This is a genomic window from Rhodococcus sp. IEGM 1318 (genome assembly GCF_033142465.1).
In the GTDB taxonomy this organism is placed as follows: domain Bacteria; phylum Actinomycetota; class Actinomycetes; order Mycobacteriales; family Mycobacteriaceae; genus Rhodococcus_F; species Rhodococcus_F qingshengii_B.
The window spans coordinates 71,852-89,310 of record NZ_JAWLSC010000009.1; the positions used below are offsets into that span (position 1 = coordinate 71,852).

Genomic DNA, 17,459 nt, shown 5'->3' on the forward strand with positions numbered 1-17,459 from the left:
AGACGGGGCGCGGGTGGGCGCGGAAAGAGTAGCGGCAGAAGTCGATCCGGTCGCCCGGGTGCTGCCGATGCTCCCGCTCGCTCACCTCGACCGTGAATTCGACTACCTCGTTCCTCGTGAACTCGAAGCGGATGCGCAGCCCGGAGTCCGGGTGCGTATCCGCTTCGCTGGTCGGTTGGTGGACGGCTTCATCGTCTCGCGCGAGGCAACCAGTGACCACCAGGGGAAGTTCGGCTGGCTCGAACGCGTCATCTCGTCCGAACGGGTCCTGACGGCCGAAATCGCGCAGGTCGTCGATCGCGTGGCCGAACGCTACGCCGGAACCCGTGCCGATGTTCTCCGCTTGGCGGTACCGCCGCGCCACGCGAAGGTCGAAGCCGAAGTGTGGGAGCCTGCGGAGCCGCCGTCTGCTCCGGAACTGATCGAACATGGTTGGTATCTCTACAGATTCGGTGACGCATTCCTGACCGCGATTCGCGAATCGAAAAGTCCGCGCGCAGTCTGGCAGGCGTTGCCCGGCGAAAACTGGCCCTTGCGTCTGGCCGAACTCGCCGGCGCAGTAGCGGCAAGCGGGAAATCCGCGATTCTTGTTGTGCCCGACCAACGCGACCTGGACCGCGTACTCGCCGCATGCACCGAACTCTCCGGAGCTGATGCCGTGGTGGGTCTGTCCGCGGGATTGGGACCAGCCATGCGATACCGAAAGTGGCTCGCTGCACTGCGCGGGACCGCCCGGATCGTTGTCGGCACGCGGAGCGCTGTTTTCGCGCCGACACCCGAGACCGGTCTGGTTGTCGTCTGGGACGACGGCGACGACAATCTCTCCGAGCCGCGGTCGCCGTATCCACATGCCCGTGAAGTTGCCGTCCTGCGTGGCTACGTCGCCGGGTGCGCCGTGGTGATCGGTGGGTTCTCACGAACCGCAGAAGCCCAGGTTCTCGTCGATTCGGGATGGGCGCACGATCTGGTCGCCACGCGGGACGTCGTTCGGGCCCACGCACCCAAGATCACGGCGCTGGCCGACAGCGATCAAGCCTTGGCCCGCGATCCGGGAGCAAGAGCGGCTCGGTTGCCCGCCATTGCATTCGCGGCTGCCCGGCGCGCCCTCGGCGAGGGCAACGGAGTCCTGGTGCAGGTGCCGCGCCGGGGGTACGTACCGACCTTGGCCTGCGGAAAGTGCCGTGCCCCGGCACGGTGCCGTCGGTGCAACGGTCCACTGGCGCTTCCCGCTGCGGCTGGTCCGGACGGCGCCGGGACCCCGGCGTGCCGCTGGTGCGGGGTTGCCGATGCCGCCTACCGATGTCATGCGTGTGGCGCGAAAGCGTTGCGGGCGGTCGTGGTCGGTGCCGGCCGAACTGCCGAAGAGCTCGGGCGGGCATTTCCCGGAGTGAAAGTCGTACTGTCCGGGGGCGGTGATGTGGTCAAGGAATTGCCGCACGGGCCCGCATTGGTGGTGTCGACGGTCGGTGCGGAGCCCGTGATGACGGGCGGCTACGGCGCAGCGCTTCTGCTCGACGGATGGGCGTTGCTCGGTCGGCCGGACCTTCGCGCCGCCGAGGAAACACTCAGACGCTGGATGTCGGCTGCTGCCATGGTGATTCCGCTGTCCGAAGGCGGGGAAGTTGTGGTTGTCGCGGACTCGGGTATCCCGACGGTGCAGGCATTGGTCCGGTGGGATCCGGTGGGACACGCACAGTCTCAATTCGAGGAGCGAGACGAGGTCGGCTTTCCTCCGGCCGTGCACATGGCTGCGATCGACGGTGGATCCGCTGCGATCGCGGAGCTGGTGGAGTCGGCTGAACTACCGGCGAGTGCTGTGCTTCTTGGCCCAGTGGAATTGCCTGCGGGGGAGCGGCTTCCGTATTCCGGTGAGGACGAGAGTGGTGTCGCGCCGGAGCGAATGCTGGTCCGCGTCCCACGTAAGGACGGTCGCGGCCTTGCGGATGCTCTGGCACATGCGCGTGCCGCGCGCAGTGCGCGGAAGTCTTCGGGTCCGGTCCGCATTCAGATCGATCCGCGCCGCATCGGCTGAGTGTCGCGTGAGCAGGTGCGTGCTTGCGCGTACCGATAATCTTGCGAACTCCGGTATGACGATATATCGTCGAACTATCAACGATAGTGATGGAGGTTTGACGATGGATGCAAGTTTCCCGAACGAGGGGATGTTCGGCCGTCGAGGCTTTTTCGGCGCTTTCGGACGTGAGCAGCGGCCGCCCTTTGTGATGTGGGTGCCGACGGACGATGGCGCGCCGGATGGCGCTCCCCGCGAGCACGACGGCGGGCGTCGTGGTCGACCGCAAGAGCGTCCGGGCTTCGGCGACATGCCACGCAGAGGCCACCGACGAGGGCGATTCGGTCCCGACGGCGGACCCGGCCCCGGCTTCGGTCCGGGCGCACAGTTCGGTCGCGGGCGAGGACGTGGTGGCCGCGGCCGTCGCGGAGACGTGCGCGCCGCGATTCTGCTCTTGATTGCCGAAGAGCCGATGCACGGCTACGAATTGATTCAACAGATCGTCGAGCGCAGTGGCGGCGTCTGGAAGCCGAGTCCGGGCTCCATCTATCCCGCCCTGTCCCAACTCGAGGACGAAGGTCTGGTGATCATCGAAAAGGTCGCCGGTCGCAAGACTGCCAAGCTGACCGAAGAAGGGGTTGCGTACGTCGAGGAGCATCGCGCCGATCTCGGGGCGCCGTGGGATGACGTTCGTCTCAGCGTGGGGGAGCCTGAGCAGGACCTTCGTGAACTGATCGGCCAGTTGATGGGCGCGGCCGGTCAAGTGGCCGCCGTCGGCACGCCCGCGCAGGTCAAGGCCGCAGCCGACGTGCTGGTCGAGGCACGCAAATCGTTGTACCGAGTGCTCGCCGGTGACGATGCCGGTGAAGGCGGCAATTGAGACGCCAGATACCTACTGTTCGGTAGGGTATGCGCCCCGAACTTTCTGGTGTTACGGTCAGCTCCCTCGTAGGATCAGAGCAGGAGCAGGAACAATGTCTGGCGTCAAACGGTCTGTGGGACTGACATTTTCGGTAGCAGTGGCGCTGCTGATCGGAGCACCGCCCGCGATATCGGCTGCCGCACCGGCGCTCCCGTCCTCGAGTGCCGATGCGATGGACGTTCCCCTCGGCATCGGCCCAGGCCAGGTGTCCCGTTCCGTAGCCACCGCATTCGCGCATGCTCATCCCGGATCTGCCCCTGCCGGGTCGAACGATTTCGGATGTGCGCCCTCCGCAGCGCATCCCCGGCCGGTTGTGCTCGCCCACGGGACCGACACCGAGGCGTACGCGGATTGGGCGGCTCTGTCACCCGCACTCGCCGAGGACGGATACTGCGTATTCGCCCTCAACTACGGCGGTGCGATCAAAGAAGAAGACGGGGACGTCGCACATGAGACGTACGGCGTCGGCGACATAGTCGGTAGTGCCACCGCGTTCGCTTCCTTCGTCGATCAGGTGCTGACCGCGACGGGCGCGGACAAGGTCGACGTCATCGGCTATTCGCAAGGCGCGACGGTGACGCGGTACTACGTCAACAAGATGGGCGGGGACGCCTACGTCGATCATTGGGTCGGTTTGGCTTCGCCGACCTACGGCGGGGTGATGTTCGGGTTGGTTCCGATCGTCCGCGCGATCCCCGGTGGAGAAGACTTCGTCGAAGAAGTCTTCTCCCGAGCTGTCCGCGAGCAGATGCAGGGTTCCGATACGTTGAACGCGCTCAACGACGGCGGTGACACCGTACCCGGTGTGCGCTACACGACAATCGGGTCGACTGTCGACGAGATGATCCAGCCATCTTCGAACATCGCACTGCGGAACGCCGGTACGGAGAACATCGTTCTCCAGGATCTGTGCCCGTCGAACCTGACCGGTCATTTCCGCATGCCGTACGACCCCTACGTGATCGACGTCATCCGGACGGTTCTGGATCCCGACGCCGAGCGGCACGCTTCGTGTAGCGCGGTGCCGCTCGGCACGGATATTCCTCGAGTGGTCATCGACGCCAATTCGTGAGCGCCGAAATCACTTCGGTCAGGATCCTTACTCGGCGAGCTTGGCAGTGGCCTGAGCCCACAGGAAGAACTTGTTGGTTCCCAGATCGCGGACCGTCTTGATGTTGAACGCTGCCTTCAAATGTTCTGCGTCCGAATCGCTTACGCCGTTGAGTGCCGCCACCGGGGCGTCCGCCAATTCTTCGACGGACTTTCCCGCGTAGGCCTTGTCGAACTTACTGTCGATGCCTGCCATCTAAGTTCCTCCGTGTGATCGGTGTTGCCCGTATCAGCCTCCGCCGAGTGGCGACGACAGAAACAGTCAATACCGACGACCGGTGAATCTGCAGGGTTCTGAGCAAAGAAATTCTCGAGAAACTGATGCGGTGTGGCGGGAGGTAGGTCGCAGCTCGTGCAGTCCTTAGACTGACAGTTCCATCCACCGACACATCCGGGAGCATTTTCGTGAGTTGCAGTCCACCGCGTTCGACAGGCCGATCGGCTGATCAGAGTCCGAAGAGCCCACCGAAACGGGAGAGCTGACATGCGCGTCGTGTTCGCCGGGACACCGGAACCGGCTGTTCCCTCCTTGCGTCGGCTCATCGAGTCGGCCAACCACGAAGTGGTCGCTGTCGTCACGCGTCCCGACGCCGTTGCCGGTCGAGGCCGAAATGTCACCCGATCGCCGATCGGATTGCTCGCCGACGAGCACGGTATCCCGGTGCTGACACCGACCAAGGCGTCCGATCCCGACTTCGCGGCCGAACTCGCACGGCTCGAACCGGACTGCGCACCCGTTGTCGCCTACGGAAACTTGTTGCCGCAGAACGTACTCGACATCCCGAAATTCGGTTGGGTCAATCTGCATTTCTCCCTGCTCCCCGCCTGGCGCGGTGCCGCGCCGGTGCAGGCCGCGATCAGTGCCGGTGACGAGGTGACCGGAGCCAGCGCGTTTCGTTTGGAAGCCGGTATGGATACCGGCCCGGTGTACGGAGTGATGACCGAGCGAATTCGTGACACCGATACGGCAGGCGACCTGCTCGGACGTCTCGCGGAAAACGGCGCTGCCCTACTCGAATCAGTACTCGACGGACTCGAGGCCGGAGAGATCAACGCGGTTCCGCAGTCGGCCGACGGCGTCTCGTACGCCCCCAAGGTGACTGTGGAGGCTGCCCGTGTGAAGTGGGAGTTGCCCGCGCGCACGATCGACCGTCACATCCGTGCCGTCACCCCCGCGCCCGGCGCGTGGACGATGATCGGTGACCTACGGGTCAAGGTCGGGCCGGTCACCGTCACGGACGAGACCCTGGCAACCGGTGAGATCTCGGTACGCAAGGATGGTCTGTACATCGGTACCGCGACCACCGCGGTACGACTCGGGCAGGTTCAGCCCCCGGGCAAGAAATTGATGTCGGCAGGGGACTGGGCACGCGGTGCCCGACTCGACGCGGAGGTACGAGCACAGTGACCGAATCACGACGACCGGCACGACGGACACAGGGTCCCGGAGCCAAGAACGCAGCCGGTGGAAAGAACACCAAGCCGAAGCAGGCCAAGCGACCGGATCCGGCCACCGCCGGGCTCGATCAACCGCGACTGGCTGCGCGCGACGTACTTCGCGCGGTCCGTGAACGTGACGCGTACGCCAACCTGGTACTGCCAGGACTGCTTCGCGATCGCAAGCTCGACGCGCGCGACGCTGCGCTGGCAACCGAACTCGCGTACGGTGCCGCACGCGCTCAGGGTCTGTTGGACGCGGTCATCGCGCATGCAGCGGGTCGGCCGATCGAGGAGATCGACGGAACCCTGCTCGACGTTCTCCGTCTGGGCTCGTATCAACTGTTGCGGACCCGCGTTGCCCCGCACGCCGCTGTTGCCACCTCGGTTGACCTCGTTCGCGCCGAAAACGGTCAGGGCCGAGCAGGATTCGTCAACGCAGTCCTGCGTCGTGTCTCCGAACGCACTCAGGACGAGTGGGTCGAGCTGCTGGCCCCGAAGGACCCGATCGGCCGACTCGCCTTCGAGCACGCTCATCCTCTGTGGATCGCGCAGGTGTTTGCGGACTCGCTCGGCGCCGCAGCCGGAGAGCTCGAAGACGTCCTGATCGCCGACGACGCCCGCCCCGCCGTGCACCTCGTCGCCCGCCCAGGTGAGATCTCCGCCGAGGAGCTCGCGCTGGTGACCGGCGGCGAGATCGGGCCGTACTCGCCGTACGCCGTGCATCTCGACGGCGGTGACCCCGGACAGCTCGAGGCGGTTCGCCAAGGCTTGGCGGGCGTGCAGGACGAGGGCAGTCAGCTGGTTGCCCGCGCCCTCAGCATTGCTCCTCTCGAAGGTGAAGACGCCGGCCGCTGGCTCGACCTCTGCGCAGGTCCAGGAGGTAAGGCGGCGCTTCTCGGCGCTCTTGCCGGTATCGAAGGCGGACGGCTCGACGCCGTCGAGCCCGTCGAACACCGTGCCGAGCTGATCCGCAAGACCACTCGAGAGCTTCCCGTGGACGTGCACGTGGCGGACGGCCGTGAATCCGGACTCGAACCCGGCTACGACCGCATCCTCGTCGACGCTCCCTGCACCGGCTTGGGTGCCCTGCGTCGGCGCCCGGAAGCTCGTTGGCGTCGCCAGCCGTCCGATGTCGCGCCGCTCGTGAAGTTGCAGCGCGAATTGCTCGCCGCTGCAATCGAACTGGTACGCCCCGGCGGAGTGGTGCTGTACTCGACATGTTCGCCGCACCTGTCGGAAACGCTGGCAGTCGTCGCCGACGCAGTGCGGCGTCACGGCGTCGTGGAACTCGACACCAAGCAACTGGTGCCCGGTGTTCCGGACGTCGGAGACGGGACTTCGGTTCAGTTGTGGCCACACCGGCACGGCACGGACGCGATGTTCATGGCCGCTTTGCGCAAGCCGCTGGCCTGATCGGATGACTTCTGGGCATCGGTAGTCGTATGGTGCCTACATGGTTACGTGGGAACAGGTTGTAGTGCTGGGTTCGGCTCTTCCCTCCGTGGAGGAGTCGACCTCGTACAACACCCCGGCACTCAAGGTGGCAGGCAAGACTTTTGCGCGACTCCGCACCGAAGCGGAGGGCGCCTTGGTTTTGATGTGCGGTCTGGACGAGAAGGAAGCGCTCCTCGCCAGTGGTGAGGCGCCTTTCTTCACGACAGATCACTATCACGGTCACGGCTCCATCCTCGTGCACCTCGAACTGATCGACGAGGTGCGCTTGGCGGAGATGCTCGAAGATGCGTGGCGGATCAAGGCACCCGCCAAGGTGCGCAAGCTGCGGAGTGTCGTGAAGAACTAACCAGGTTGCACCTGCTCCGTGGTGCATGCACGGTCGGCGATGAAGCACAGTCGATGTGCATGCACGGTCGGCGATGAAGCACAGTCGATGTGCATGCACGGTCGGCAATGAAGCACAGCTAAACTCGGCGTCGTGGCTTCCCCGATGATTGCACCGTCCATTCTGTCCGCAGATTTTGCTCGACTCGCCGATGAAGCGACTGCCGTGTCCGGCTCCGACTGGCTTCACGTCGACGTGATGGACGCGCATTTTGTTCCCAATCTCACGCTCGGTCTGCCCGTCGTCGAGAGTCTGCTGAAGGCGACGGATATTCCGCTCGACTGCCACCTCATGATCGAGAACCCCGAGCGCTGGGCACCGCCGTACGCCGAGGCCGGCGCGTACAACGTCACGTTCCACGCCGAGGCCACCGACGATCCGCGTTCGGTTGCCCGCGACATTCGCGCGGCGGGCGCCAAGGCCGGGCTGAGCGTCAAGCCGGGAACCCCGATCGACGACTACCTCGAAATTCTCAAGGACTTCGACACCCTTCTGATCATGAGCGTCGAACCCGGCTTCGGCGGCCAGTCCTTCATGCCGCAGGTGCTCGACAAGGCACGCGCAATTCGCAAGCTCGTCGATTCGGGTGAGCTGACGCTGCTCGTCGAAATCGACGGCGGCATCAACGCTTCCACGATCGAGCAGGCAGCGGAAGCAGGTATCGACTGCTTCGTCGCCGGTTCGGCGGTGTACGGAGCCAGCGATCCCGGTGAGGCGGTGCGCAAGCTCCGTGCGCAGGCTGCCTCGGCGTCGCCGCACCTGACGCTGTCGGTCTGAGCCGCTCGATGGCAAAGGGTGGACAGGCGTCGACGGCTGATCTCGACGCCGCGATGCAGATCGCGCTGGCCGCAGCTGATTCCGCGCGCGGATTCACCAGCCCCAACCCGCCCGTCGGCGCGGTCATCCTGGCGGCCGACGGCACCATCGCAGGCGTCGGTATGACGCAACCGCCTGGCGGACCGCACGCGGAGGTCGTGGCTCTCGACGAGGCCGGCGATGCAGCGCGTGGTGGTACGGCAGTGGTGACACTGGAACCGTGCAATCACCAGGGACGAACCGGACCCTGCTCACAGGCGTTGATCGACGCCGGAGTCTCGGCAGTTGTGTACGCAGTCGGTGATCCCAATCCGGAAGCCTCAGGCGGCGCAGCGACGCTCATGCGAGCCGGCATCAGCGTCACGGCCGGACTGCGAGCACCCGAGGTGGAAGCTGGTCCACTGCGATCCTGGCTGCACAAACAGCGCACCGGTCGCCCGCACATCACGTGGAAGTACGCAGCCAGCCTGGACGGACGCAGCGCCGCCGAGGACGGAACGAGTCAGTGGATCACCGGTCCGCAGGCGAGAGCGCGCGTGCATGCGCAGCGGGCACAGATCGACGCAATTGTGGTCGGCACCGGCACCGTGTTCGCCGACGATCCGTGGCTGACGGCGCGTCAGCCCACGGGTGAGCTCGCGGGGCACCAGCCCGTGCGCGTCGTCGTCGGAAAGCGTGAAATACCTTCGACTGCAAGCGTTCTCGATGAAACCGCGCCGACTCTGGTGCTCAACACCGATAACATCGACGAAGTGGTCGAGGCGTTGGGGGAGTACACAGACGTACTGCTCGAGGGTGGGCCACGTCTGGCCGGAGCATTCCTCGCCGCCGGATATGTCGACGTCATCGAGGCGTACATCGCGCCGATACTTCTCGGCGCGGGCGCTTCCGCGCTCGTCGATGCCGGAGTGCACACCATTACCGACGCCCACCGATTCCGTTTGGAGTCCGCGGTAACGATCGGCCCCGATATTTTGTTGAGTCTGGTTCCGGAGAGTTCTGCTCCGGGGAACGAGGAGTAGGGCGCGTGTTCACAGGAATTGTGGAAGAACTCGGCGAAATTGTCGCCAAGGAAGAACTGGTCGATGCTGCACGGTTCACAGTGCGCGGGCCACTGGTCACCTCCGACGCCGGTCACGGTGATTCGATCGCGGTCAACGGTGTGTGCTTGACGGTCGTCGACGTGCTCGCAGACGGTTCGTTCACCGCAGACGTCATGCAGGAAACGCTGAACCGCTCGAGCCTGGCGAAGTTGGACGTCGGCTCTCGCGTCAACCTCGAGCGTGCCGCGGCGCTGAACAGCCGACTCGGCGGTCACCTGGTTCAAGGGCACGTCGACGGAACGGGCCATGTCATCTCCCGCTCGCCTTCCGAGAACTGGGAGGTAGTGCGGATCGCACTGCCGGACTCCATTTCCCGTTACGTCGTGGAGAAGGGTTCGATCACCGTCGACGGTGTCTCGCTGACGGTCTCCGCGCTGGGCGGCGACCGTGGGTTCGAGTACTTCGAGATCTCACTGATCCCCACGACGTTGGAGTTGACGACGCTCGGTACCGCGGTGGTCGGCACTCCGGTGAACCTCGAGGTGGACGTGATCGCGAAGTACGTCGAGCGACTTCACTCTGCCGGTCGGTAGGACCAGGCTGATCGGACCCGTCCGATTGGTCGTAGGGTTGTGAGTGCATCCGTCGGATGCACTCGTTGTATTCGATGATGTGAAAAGTCAAGACTTTGGAGTGCGAGCACGTGACCAGGTTCGACAGTATCGAGCGCGCAGTAGCAGATATCGCTGCAGGTAAAGCTGTTGTCGTTGTGGACGACGAGGATCGTGAGAACGAAGGCGATCTCATCTTCGCCGCCGAGAAGGCCACCCCGGAGCTGGTGGCGTTCATGGTTCGCTACACCTCCGGCTACCTGTGCGTGCCGCTCGACGGTGACGATTGCGATCGGTTGGGCCTGCCCCCGATGTACGCCACCAACCAGGACAAGCACGGCACCGCCTACACAGTGACCGTCGACGCCCGTGAGGGAATCGGTACCGGCATCTCGGCATCGGACCGCGCAGCGACGATGCGTCTGCTCGCCAACCCCGAAACCGGCGCCAACGATTTCACTCGTCCCGGCCACGTAGTGCCGCTCCGCGCGAAGGAAGGCGGAGTACTGCGTCGTCCGGGCCACACGGAAGCTGCAGTCGACCTTGCCCGCATGGCAGACCTGCGTCCCGCCGGCGTCATCTGCGAAATCGTCAGCCAGAAGGACGAGGGCGCGATGGCTCAGACCGACGAGTTGCGAGTCTTCGCCGACGAACACAACCTTGCACTGATCTCGATCGCCGACCTCATCGCGTGGCGTCGCAAGCACGAGAAGCACGTGCTGCGTATCGCCGAAGCCCGCATCCCCACCCGTCACGGTGAGTTCACCGCTGTCGGCTACACCAGCATCTACGACGAAGTCGAGCACGTCGCGCTGGTGCGCGGCGACATCGCGGGCCCGGACGGTGACGGTAGCGACGTACTCGTCCGCGTTCACTCCGAGTGCCTCACCGGCGACGTCTTCGGTTCGCTGCGGTGCGACTGCGGCCCGCAACTCGATGCTGCACTGGACATGGTCGCTCAGGAAGGCCGAGGCGTCGTCCTGTACATGCGCGGACACGAGGGTCGTGGCATCGGTCTGATGCACAAGCTGCAGGCTTATCAGCTCCAGGACGCCGGTTCCGACACCGTCGACGCCAATCTCGAACTCGGACTTCCTGCCGACGCCCGCGACTACGGCATCGGTGCGCAGATCCTCGTTGATCTGGGCATCTCGTCGATGCGTCTGCTGACCAACAACCCGGCCAAGCGTGTCGGTCTGGACGGCTACGGCCTGCAGATCACCGACCGCGTTCCGATGCCGCTGCGCGCGAATGCCGAAAACCTCACCTACCTGCGCACCAAACGCGACCGGATGGGCCACGATCTGATCGGACTCGACGAGTACGAGGCGAACCAGGACTCAGCACAGCCCGGAACCGCACTGTGAGCGGCGAAGGTCAGCCGCAACTCGCGATCGCCGAGGCCAAGGATCTGAAGCTGGCGATCGTTGCCGGGCAGTGGCACGCGACCATTTCCGAGGCCCTGATCGCCGGCGCACAGCGCGTCGCCGAGCAGGCACAGATCAAGGACGTGACACTGGTCCGTGTCGCCGGTGCGATCGAACTACCGGTCGTTGCGCAGGCGTTGGCTCGCACCCACGACGCCGTTGTTGCACTCGGCGTCGTCATCCGCGGTGGTACTCCGCACTTCGAGTACGTGTGCGACGCGGTTACCGCCGGCCTCACACGCGTCTCGCTCGACGAAAGTACTCCCGTGGGGAACGGTGTCCTGACCACCGACACCGAGCAGCAGGCTCTTGACCGTTCAGGTCTGCCGGGTAGCGTCGAGGACAAGGGCGCACAGGCCTGCGCCGCCGCACTGGACACCGCAGTGACCCTGCGTCATCTCCGAGCACCATGGACCGAGGATTCGTTTCGATGAGCACACCCGGCGACAACGAGAACTGGGAACTGATCGCCTCACCGCGTAAGTCGACGCGGTACGCGATCGGCGTCGCTGTCCTTCTGGTGATCGTTCACGTCACACTTGCGCTTCTGCTCCGCCAGGGGTCCACCGGCGTGTACTTCCGCGCCGCGGACCAAATTGCGATGGCCGGCATCGGCACCATTCTTGCTCTCGGTGTACTGATGTTGACCCGGCCTCGTGTCAAGGTGGGCAAGCAAGGAATCGCCGTACGAAACATCCTGGGCGAGAAGATCGTCGACTGGGATCTGTTCGAGGGGCTCTCGTTCCCCGACGGCGCCGCCTGGGCACGCATCGAATTGCCCGACGACGAGTACATGGCAGTGATGGCGATCCAGTCCAACGACCGCGAGTACGCCGTCGACACGGTCGGTAAGTTCCGCGAACTCGCCGACCGCTACGCACCGGTCGCGCACAAGAGCAACTGACGTCTTCCGGCCGGTTCGGTGCCCGCATCCTGCGCGTTTCCGAGTCGGTCGGTGGCGGCGACTAACCTGAAACCGTGCCGGATCCCTCGACTTACCGCCCCGCTACCGGAACCATTCCGGCCGCGCCGGGCGTCTACAAATTTCGTGATCCGCATGGTCGGGTCATCTACGTCGGTAAGGCGAAAAGCCTCCGTTCACGTTTGAACTCGTACTTCGCGGACGTCACGACGCTTCATCCCCGTACGCGGCAGATGGTGACCACTGCCGGCAGCGTCGAGTGGACCGTCGTCAGTACCGAAGTCGAAGCGCTTCAGCTCGAGTACAACTGGATCAAGGAATTCGATCCGCGGTTCAACGTGCGGTACCGCGACGACAAGACGTATCCGGTTCTCGCTGTGACGCTCAACGAAGAGTTCCCGCGGTTGTTCGTCTACCGCGGTCCGCGGCGCAAGGGCGTCCGGTACTTCGGTCCCTACTCCCATGCCTGGGCGATCCGCGAAACTCTCGATCTGCTGCTACGAGTCTTTCCCGCACGAACGTGCTCGTCCGGAGTCTTCAAACGGCACAACCAGATCGGCCGTCCGTGTCTGCTCGGCTACATCGACAAGTGCTCGGCGCCCTGCGTCGGCCGCGTCAGTGCCATGGAGCATCGACAGATCGTCGAAGATTTCTGCGACTTCCTCGCCGGCCGCACCGACAAGCTGGTCAAAGACCTCGAAAAGCGCATGCAGCAGGCTTCCGAGGATCTCGACTTCGAGACCGCAGCTCGTCTGCGTGACGACATCGGAGCCTTGCGGAAGGCACTCGAGAAGCAGGCAGTGGTGCTCGGTGACGGCACCGACGCTGATCTCGTCGCCTTTGCCACCGATGATCTCGAGGCCGCGGTCCAGGTGTTCCACGTGCGCGGCGGACGTGTACGCGGTCAGCGTGGATGGGTCGTGGAGAAGGCAGGCGACGCCATCGACTGGGCTGCGCTCGACGCCGAGTCGGACCTGCCGATTCTGGTCGAACAGTTCCTCACGCAGTTCTACGGAGAGCAGGCGGCCCTCGACCCGGGAGCGGGCTCCGGGGCCGGGATCAGCGCCGTACCCAAGGAAGTTCTCGTGCCGGTACTGCCGGCCAATGCGACCGAGATCCAGGCGTGGTTGAGCGAGCTCCGGGGATCGCAAGTGCAACTGCGGGTTCCGCAACGCGGCGACAAGAAGGACCTCGCCGAAACAGTCCAGCGAAATGCGAAAGAGGCTCTGGCGCAGCACAAGCTGAAGCGTGCCGGGGATTTCACTTCACGATCTGCGGCGCTGCAGGGCATCCAGGAAGCGCTGGACCTGGATTCGGCTCCGCTACGAATCGAATGTATCGACATCAGTCACGTCCAGGGTACCGACGTCGTGGCGTCACTGGTCGTGTTCGAGGACGGGCTCCCGCGCAAGTCGGACTACCGGCACTACGCAATCAAGGAAGCTGCCGGCGACGGTCATTCCGACGACGTGGCGAGTATCGCCGAGATCACCCGCCGGCGGTTCCTGCGCCACAACCGCGACCTGGGCGTTCTAGCGGCCTCGGCGGCGACCATGGACGCGGACGGCGGAGATCTCGCTCCCGAAGCGGCGATCGACCCGGCCACCGGTCGGCCTCGGCGCTTCGCCTATCCACCCAATCTGTTCGTCGTGGACGGCGGCGCCCCTCAGGTCACGGCGGCAGCTGCTGTCCTCGACGAGCTGGGTGTCACCGACGTCGCGGTGGTCGGGTTGGCCAAACGCCTCGAAGAGGTATGGGTGCCGGGCGAGGAAGATCCGGTGATCCTTCCCCGAACGAGCGAGTCGCTGTACCTATTGCAGCGCATCCGCGACGAAGCTCACCGCTTCGCGATCACGTTCCATCGCAGCAAGCGCTCGAGGCGCATGACGGCTTCGGCTTTGGACTCGGTCAAGGGGCTCGGTGAAACTCGTCGTACCGCTCTCGTGGCTCACTTCGGTTCCGTGGCGAAGCTGAAAACGGCAACGGTCGAGGAGATCATGCAGGTCCCTGGTATCGGTGAGACCACCGCCACAGCAGTTCTGGCCGCACTGGGAACGGATTCGGCTGCGGCCGATGCGGGTGCTGAAGCTCGCGCGCTGCCCGCCGCGGTAGGGGATGATGAGCTGGACAAGGAATCCGAATCGCCTGTTACGTCTGCTGACGCGCCCAGCGCTGAATCCGGTAGCGGTGACGAGGGCTCCGAGTCGCGAGAATTGTCCATGCCGACGACGGGGCCGAGTGCACAGTGACTACCGACAGCGCCAAAGACAGTCGAACCATGGATTTCCTGCTGGTGACGGGATTGTCCGGAGCAGGTTTGAGTACCGCGGCCAAGGTGCTCGAAGACCTCGGCTGGTATGTCGCGGACAATTTGCCACCTGAGCTGATTTCCCGGATGGTCGGTCTGAGTTTGACCTCCGATCCGCCGGTCGATCGTCTCGCCGTCGTGATCGACGTGCGGAGTCGACTTTTCACCGGAGACCTCGGTTGGGTGCTCACCGAACTCGAGGCGGAACCGATCCACACTCGGGTGCTCTACCTCGAAGCATCGGACGACGTGTTGATCCGGCGGTTCGAACAGGTGCGCCGCAGCCATCCCTTGCAGAACGACGGCATCGACGGCACGTTGTCCGAGGGGATCGCAGCCGAGCGTCGGCAGTTGGCAGTGGTAAAGGCGGCCGCCGATCTGGTCATCGACACGTCGGCGTTGAAGGCTCATCAGCTGCGCCAGAAGATCGAAACGGCGTTCGGGAACGATGCCAACCGCACGATGAAGGTGACGGTTCAGTCGTTCGGATTCAAGTACGGACTGCCGATGGATGCCGATCTTGTCTGTGACGTTCGATTCCTGCCGAATCCCCACTGGATCCCCGAACTTCGTCCGCACACCGGTCAAGATGCCGACGTCCGCGACTACGTGCTGTCCCGAGAGGGTGCCGAGGACTATCTCGACACCTACCGTCATCTGGTGGATTTGACGATCGCCGGATATCGACGAGAAGGAAAGCGCTACATGACAATTGCGGTCGGGTGCACCGGCGGTAAGCACCGCAGCGTGGCCATGTCCGAAGCTCTCGCGAGGCGTTTGGGTTCCGAGGAAGACATCTCGGTCAGCATCGTGCACCGGGATCTGGGGCGCGAATGAGTGAACCGACACAGCACTCGCCGGATGCGCTCGAGGGGCGGGGCATCGTCGCTCTGGGCGGCGGGCACGGATTGTTCGCCACCCTCCAAGCCGTCAGACGCCTGACGGTCGACGTCACCGCGGTGGTCACGGTCGCCGACGACGGTGGTTCGTCGGGCCGGCTGCGCGCCGAGCTCGGCGTCATCCCGCCCGGCGACCTACGGATGGCGCTGGCGGCTCTGGCGTCCGACGAACCCGACATCGTCGACTGGACGCGGACCATCCAGCATCGCTTCGGCGGTGTCGGCGCGCTTGCCGGGCACTCGGTAGGCAATCTCATCCTGGCCGGCCTCACCGAAGTGCTCGGCGATCCAGTGGTCGCGCTCGACGAGATGGCGCGACTGCTGCGAATCCGTGGCCGTGTGCTGCCGATGTCGCCGATCGCGCTCGAGATCGAAGCCGACGTTCAAGGACTCGAAGAGGACCCCCGCGTCAGCCGCTGCATTCGTGGACAGGTTGCCGTCGCGACGACGCCGGGCAAGGTCCGGCGCGTGAGACTGCTCCCGTCCAATCCTCCCGCGTGCCCCGACGCCGTGTCCGCGATCGATCGTGCCGATCTTGTCGTCCTCGGCCCGGGGTCGTGGTTCTCGAGCGTGATCCCGCATGTCCTGGTACCCGAACTCGTCGAATCACTCTCGTCGACGAAGGCTCGAAAAGTGCTGGTGCTCAATCTCGCACCCGAGCCGGGGGAGACCGCCGGATTCTCCGCAGAGCGTCACCTGCACGTACTCTCCCAACACGTGCCCGATTTCCGGGTCGACTACGTGGTGGTCGACTCGGCGTCGGTACCTGCCGGGCGCGAACGTGAACATCTGCAGCGTGCGGCGGATCAATTTTCGGCCGAAGTGAGGTACGCGGATGTCGCGGACACCTCACCGGGCGCAGCGCATGTACATGATCCGGCAAAACTGGCCGACGTTTTGGCCGAACTGTCGAGCAGTGCGGCAGTGGGGGATTCGACACAGCCTTCCCGGCAAGAACAGTATTCCGAAGAACAGAGGGAGAACGCTTCGTGGCAATGACAGCGGAGGTCAAGGACGAACTGAGCCGGTTAGTGGTGACTCAGGTCAGCTGCCGCAAGGCAGAGGTCTCCGCGTTACTGCGCTTTGCCGGTGGACTCCACATAGTCGGTGGCCGGGTGGTCGTCGAAGCGGAGGTGGATCTGGGCTCCACGGCGCGACGACTGCGTCGGGAGATCTTCGACCTGTTCACCTACAGCGCCGACGTTCACGTACTCAGTGCAGGCGGACTTCGTAAGTCCGCTCGCTACATCGTGCGTGTGGCGAAGGAAGGTGAGGCGCTCGCTCGCCAGACGGGACTACTCGATCTTCGCGGACGCCCGGTTCGCGGCTTGCCCGCGCAGGTGGTCGGCGGAAGTGTCGGCGACGCCGAAGCAGCGTGGCGCGGAGCGTTCCTCGCGCACGGTTCCCTGACCGAACCAGGCCGTTCGTCGGCGCTCGAAGTCAGCTGCCCGGGCCCGGAAGCCGCACTGGCATTGGTCGGGGCTGCGCGGCGTCTCGGCATCTCGGCGAAGGCACGTGAGGTGCGCGGAACGGACCGTGTGGTGATCCGCGACGGCGAGGCCATCGGCGATCTCCTGACCCGAATGGGAGCCCAGGACACGCGTCTGGTGTGGGAAGAGCGACGGATGCGACGCGAGGTCCGCGCCACCGCCAATCGTCTCGCCAATTTCGACGACGCCAACCTACGACGCTCTGCTCGCGCTGCCGTCGCCGCTGCTGCACGCGTCGAGCGTGCGTTGGAGATCCTCGGCGAGGACGTGCCCGATCACCTCGCCGCGGCGGGCGCACTGCGCGTCGAGCATCGGCAGGCGTCCCTCGAAGAACTGGGCCAGTTGGCGGACCCGCCGATGACCAAGGACGCCGTTGCCGGACGTATCCGTCGCCTGCTGTCCATGGCTGATCGCAAGGCAAAGGAAACGGGCATACCCGACACCGAATCTGCAGTGAATGCGGAGCTACTCGAAGAGGGGTGACCTGCCCTCCGTCAGGGTGGGCTGCGCACGTTCGGGCCACGCGCATTAGGGTATGAGTCACATCGACCGATGAACCCCACGTCCGCGTCGTGCACACACGGATTCGGAGTATGCGTGGGTCAAGTTGCACACCAGAA

The 17,459-nt window shown here is 64.7% G+C and carries 17 protein-coding genes; 16 read left to right on the forward strand and 1 reads right to left on the reverse strand.

What is annotated here, in order from left to right; genetic code table 11:
* Positions 1–13 precede the first annotated feature (13 nt).
* The 3 genes from R4P65_RS20965 to R4P65_RS20975 all read left to right on the forward strand — a co-directional run bounded on the left by R4P65_RS20965 (position 14) and on the right by R4P65_RS20975 (position 4,005).
* Positions 14–2,032: a primosomal protein N' gene (locus tag R4P65_RS20965; RefSeq protein WP_317827971.1), complete on the forward strand. Its 2,019-nt coding sequence runs from the start codon at positions 14–16 to the stop codon at positions 2,030–2,032.
* Between the two features lie 190 nt (positions 2,033–2,222).
* Positions 2,223–2,891, forward strand: a complete 669-nt coding sequence (locus R4P65_RS20970) for a PadR family transcriptional regulator (RefSeq protein WP_317828081.1) — start codon at positions 2,223–2,225, stop codon at positions 2,889–2,891.
* Between the two features lie 94 nt (positions 2,892–2,985).
* The gene (locus tag R4P65_RS20975; RefSeq protein WP_317827972.1) at positions 2,986–4,005 is read left to right on the forward strand and encodes an esterase/lipase family protein; all 1,020 of its coding nucleotides are present in this window, start codon (positions 2,986–2,988) and stop codon (positions 4,003–4,005) included.
* A 27-nt stretch (positions 4,006–4,032) separates the two neighbouring features.
* Here R4P65_RS20975 and R4P65_RS20980 read toward each other — a convergent pair whose 3' ends face one another.
* Entirely contained in the window at positions 4,033–4,239 is a 207-nt protein-coding gene (locus R4P65_RS20980; RefSeq protein ID WP_003944900.1) for a hypothetical protein, read from the reverse strand.
* 288 nt (positions 4,240–4,527) lie between these two features.
* On the opposite strand from R4P65_RS20980, the gene fmt reads away from it, so the two are divergent.
* The 13 genes from fmt to whiA all read left to right on the forward strand — a co-directional run bounded on the left by fmt (position 4,528) and on the right by whiA (position 17,322).
* Positions 4,528–5,451, forward strand: a complete 924-nt coding sequence (gene fmt / locus R4P65_RS20985; RefSeq protein WP_317827973.1) for a methionyl-tRNA formyltransferase — start codon at positions 4,528–4,530, stop codon at positions 5,449–5,451.
* Positions 5,448–6,896, forward strand: a complete 1,449-nt coding sequence (locus R4P65_RS20990) for an RsmB/NOP family class I SAM-dependent RNA methyltransferase (RefSeq protein ID WP_230815550.1) — start codon at positions 5,448–5,450, stop codon at positions 6,894–6,896. Before fmt ends, R4P65_RS20990 begins: the two co-directional genes overlap by 4 nt.
* Before the next feature lie 40 nt (positions 6,897–6,936).
* Positions 6,937–7,284, forward strand: a complete 348-nt coding sequence (locus R4P65_RS20995; protein ID WP_317827974.1) for an MmcQ/YjbR family DNA-binding protein — start codon at positions 6,937–6,939, stop codon at positions 7,282–7,284.
* 132 nt (positions 7,285–7,416) lie between these two features.
* Positions 7,417–8,100: a ribulose-phosphate 3-epimerase gene (gene rpe, locus R4P65_RS21000; RefSeq protein WP_230815552.1), complete on the forward strand. Its 684-nt coding sequence runs from the start codon at positions 7,417–7,419 to the stop codon at positions 8,098–8,100.
* 8 nt (positions 8,101–8,108) lie between these two features.
* Positions 8,109–9,161 (forward strand): bifunctional diaminohydroxyphosphoribosylaminopyrimidine deaminase/5-amino-6-(5-phosphoribosylamino)uracil reductase RibD, encoded by a 1,053-nt coding sequence (gene ribD, locus R4P65_RS21005; protein ID WP_230815553.1) that lies wholly within the window; start codon positions 8,109–8,111, stop codon positions 9,159–9,161.
* A gap of 5 nt (positions 9,162–9,166) precedes the next feature.
* Complete coding sequence (locus R4P65_RS21010; RefSeq protein WP_003944892.1) at positions 9,167–9,775, forward strand: riboflavin synthase; 609 nt, start codon at positions 9,167–9,169, stop codon at positions 9,773–9,775.
* 110 nt (positions 9,776–9,885) lie between these two features.
* Positions 9,886–11,160 (forward strand): bifunctional 3,4-dihydroxy-2-butanone-4-phosphate synthase/GTP cyclohydrolase II, encoded by a 1,275-nt coding sequence (locus tag R4P65_RS21015; RefSeq protein WP_230815554.1) that lies wholly within the window; start codon positions 9,886–9,888, stop codon positions 11,158–11,160.
* Positions 11,157–11,654 (forward strand): 6,7-dimethyl-8-ribityllumazine synthase, encoded by a 498-nt coding sequence (gene ribH / locus R4P65_RS21020; protein ID WP_230815555.1) that lies wholly within the window; start codon positions 11,157–11,159, stop codon positions 11,652–11,654. Before R4P65_RS21015 ends, ribH begins: the two co-directional genes overlap by 4 nt.
* The gene (locus R4P65_RS21025; RefSeq protein ID WP_003944987.1) at positions 11,651–12,124 is read left to right on the forward strand and encodes a PH domain-containing protein; all 474 of its coding nucleotides are present in this window, start codon (positions 11,651–11,653) and stop codon (positions 12,122–12,124) included. Before ribH ends, R4P65_RS21025 begins: the two co-directional genes overlap by 4 nt.
* A gap of 74 nt (positions 12,125–12,198) precedes the next feature.
* Positions 12,199–14,391 carry an excinuclease ABC subunit UvrC gene (gene uvrC / locus R4P65_RS21030; protein ID WP_317827975.1) on the forward strand — a complete coding sequence of 731 codons (2,193 nt, stop codon included), beginning with the start codon at positions 12,199–12,201 and terminating at the stop codon, positions 14,389–14,391.
* Positions 14,388–15,287 (forward strand): RNase adapter RapZ, encoded by a 900-nt coding sequence (rapZ, locus tag R4P65_RS21035; protein WP_172436543.1) that lies wholly within the window; start codon positions 14,388–14,390, stop codon positions 15,285–15,287. Before uvrC ends, rapZ begins: the two co-directional genes overlap by 4 nt.
* Positions 15,284–16,348, forward strand: a complete 1,065-nt coding sequence (locus R4P65_RS21040; RefSeq protein WP_317827976.1) for a uridine diphosphate-N-acetylglucosamine-binding protein YvcK — start codon at positions 15,284–15,286, stop codon at positions 16,346–16,348. The genes rapZ and R4P65_RS21040 overlap by 4 nt, the downstream gene beginning before the upstream one ends.
* Positions 16,339–17,322 (forward strand): DNA-binding protein WhiA, encoded by a 984-nt coding sequence (whiA, locus tag R4P65_RS21045; protein ID WP_230815559.1) that lies wholly within the window; start codon positions 16,339–16,341, stop codon positions 17,320–17,322. Before R4P65_RS21040 ends, whiA begins: the two co-directional genes overlap by 10 nt.
* Positions 17,323–17,459: the final 137 nt, after the last annotated feature.

Bases quoted from the DNA above. Each gene is read 5' to 3' on its own strand.
- R4P65_RS21040 (WP_317827976.1), top strand. From the start codon at position 15,284: ATGAGTGAACCGACACAGCACTCGCCGGATGCGCTCGAGGGGCGGGGC.
- fmt (WP_317827973.1), top strand. From the start codon at position 4,528: ATGCGCGTCGTGTTCGCCGGGACACCGGAACCGGCTGTTCCCTCCTTG.
- R4P65_RS20970 (WP_317828081.1), top strand. From the start codon at position 2,223: ATGTGGGTGCCGACGGACGATGGCGCGCCGGATGGCGCTCCCCGCGAG.
- R4P65_RS20995 (WP_317827974.1), top strand. From the start codon at position 6,937: ATGGTTACGTGGGAACAGGTTGTAGTGCTGGGTTCGGCTCTTCCCTCC.
- ribD (WP_230815553.1), top strand. From the start codon at position 8,109: ATGGCAAAGGGTGGACAGGCGTCGACGGCTGATCTCGACGCCGCGATG.
- R4P65_RS20975 (WP_317827972.1), top strand. From the start codon at position 2,986: ATGTCTGGCGTCAAACGGTCTGTGGGACTGACATTTTCGGTAGCAGTG.
- R4P65_RS21025 (WP_003944987.1), top strand. From the start codon at position 11,651: ATGAGCACACCCGGCGACAACGAGAACTGGGAACTGATCGCCTCACCG.
- R4P65_RS20980 (WP_003944900.1), bottom strand. From the start codon at position 4,239: ATGGCAGGCATCGACAGTAAGTTCGACAAGGCCTACGCGGGAAAGTCC.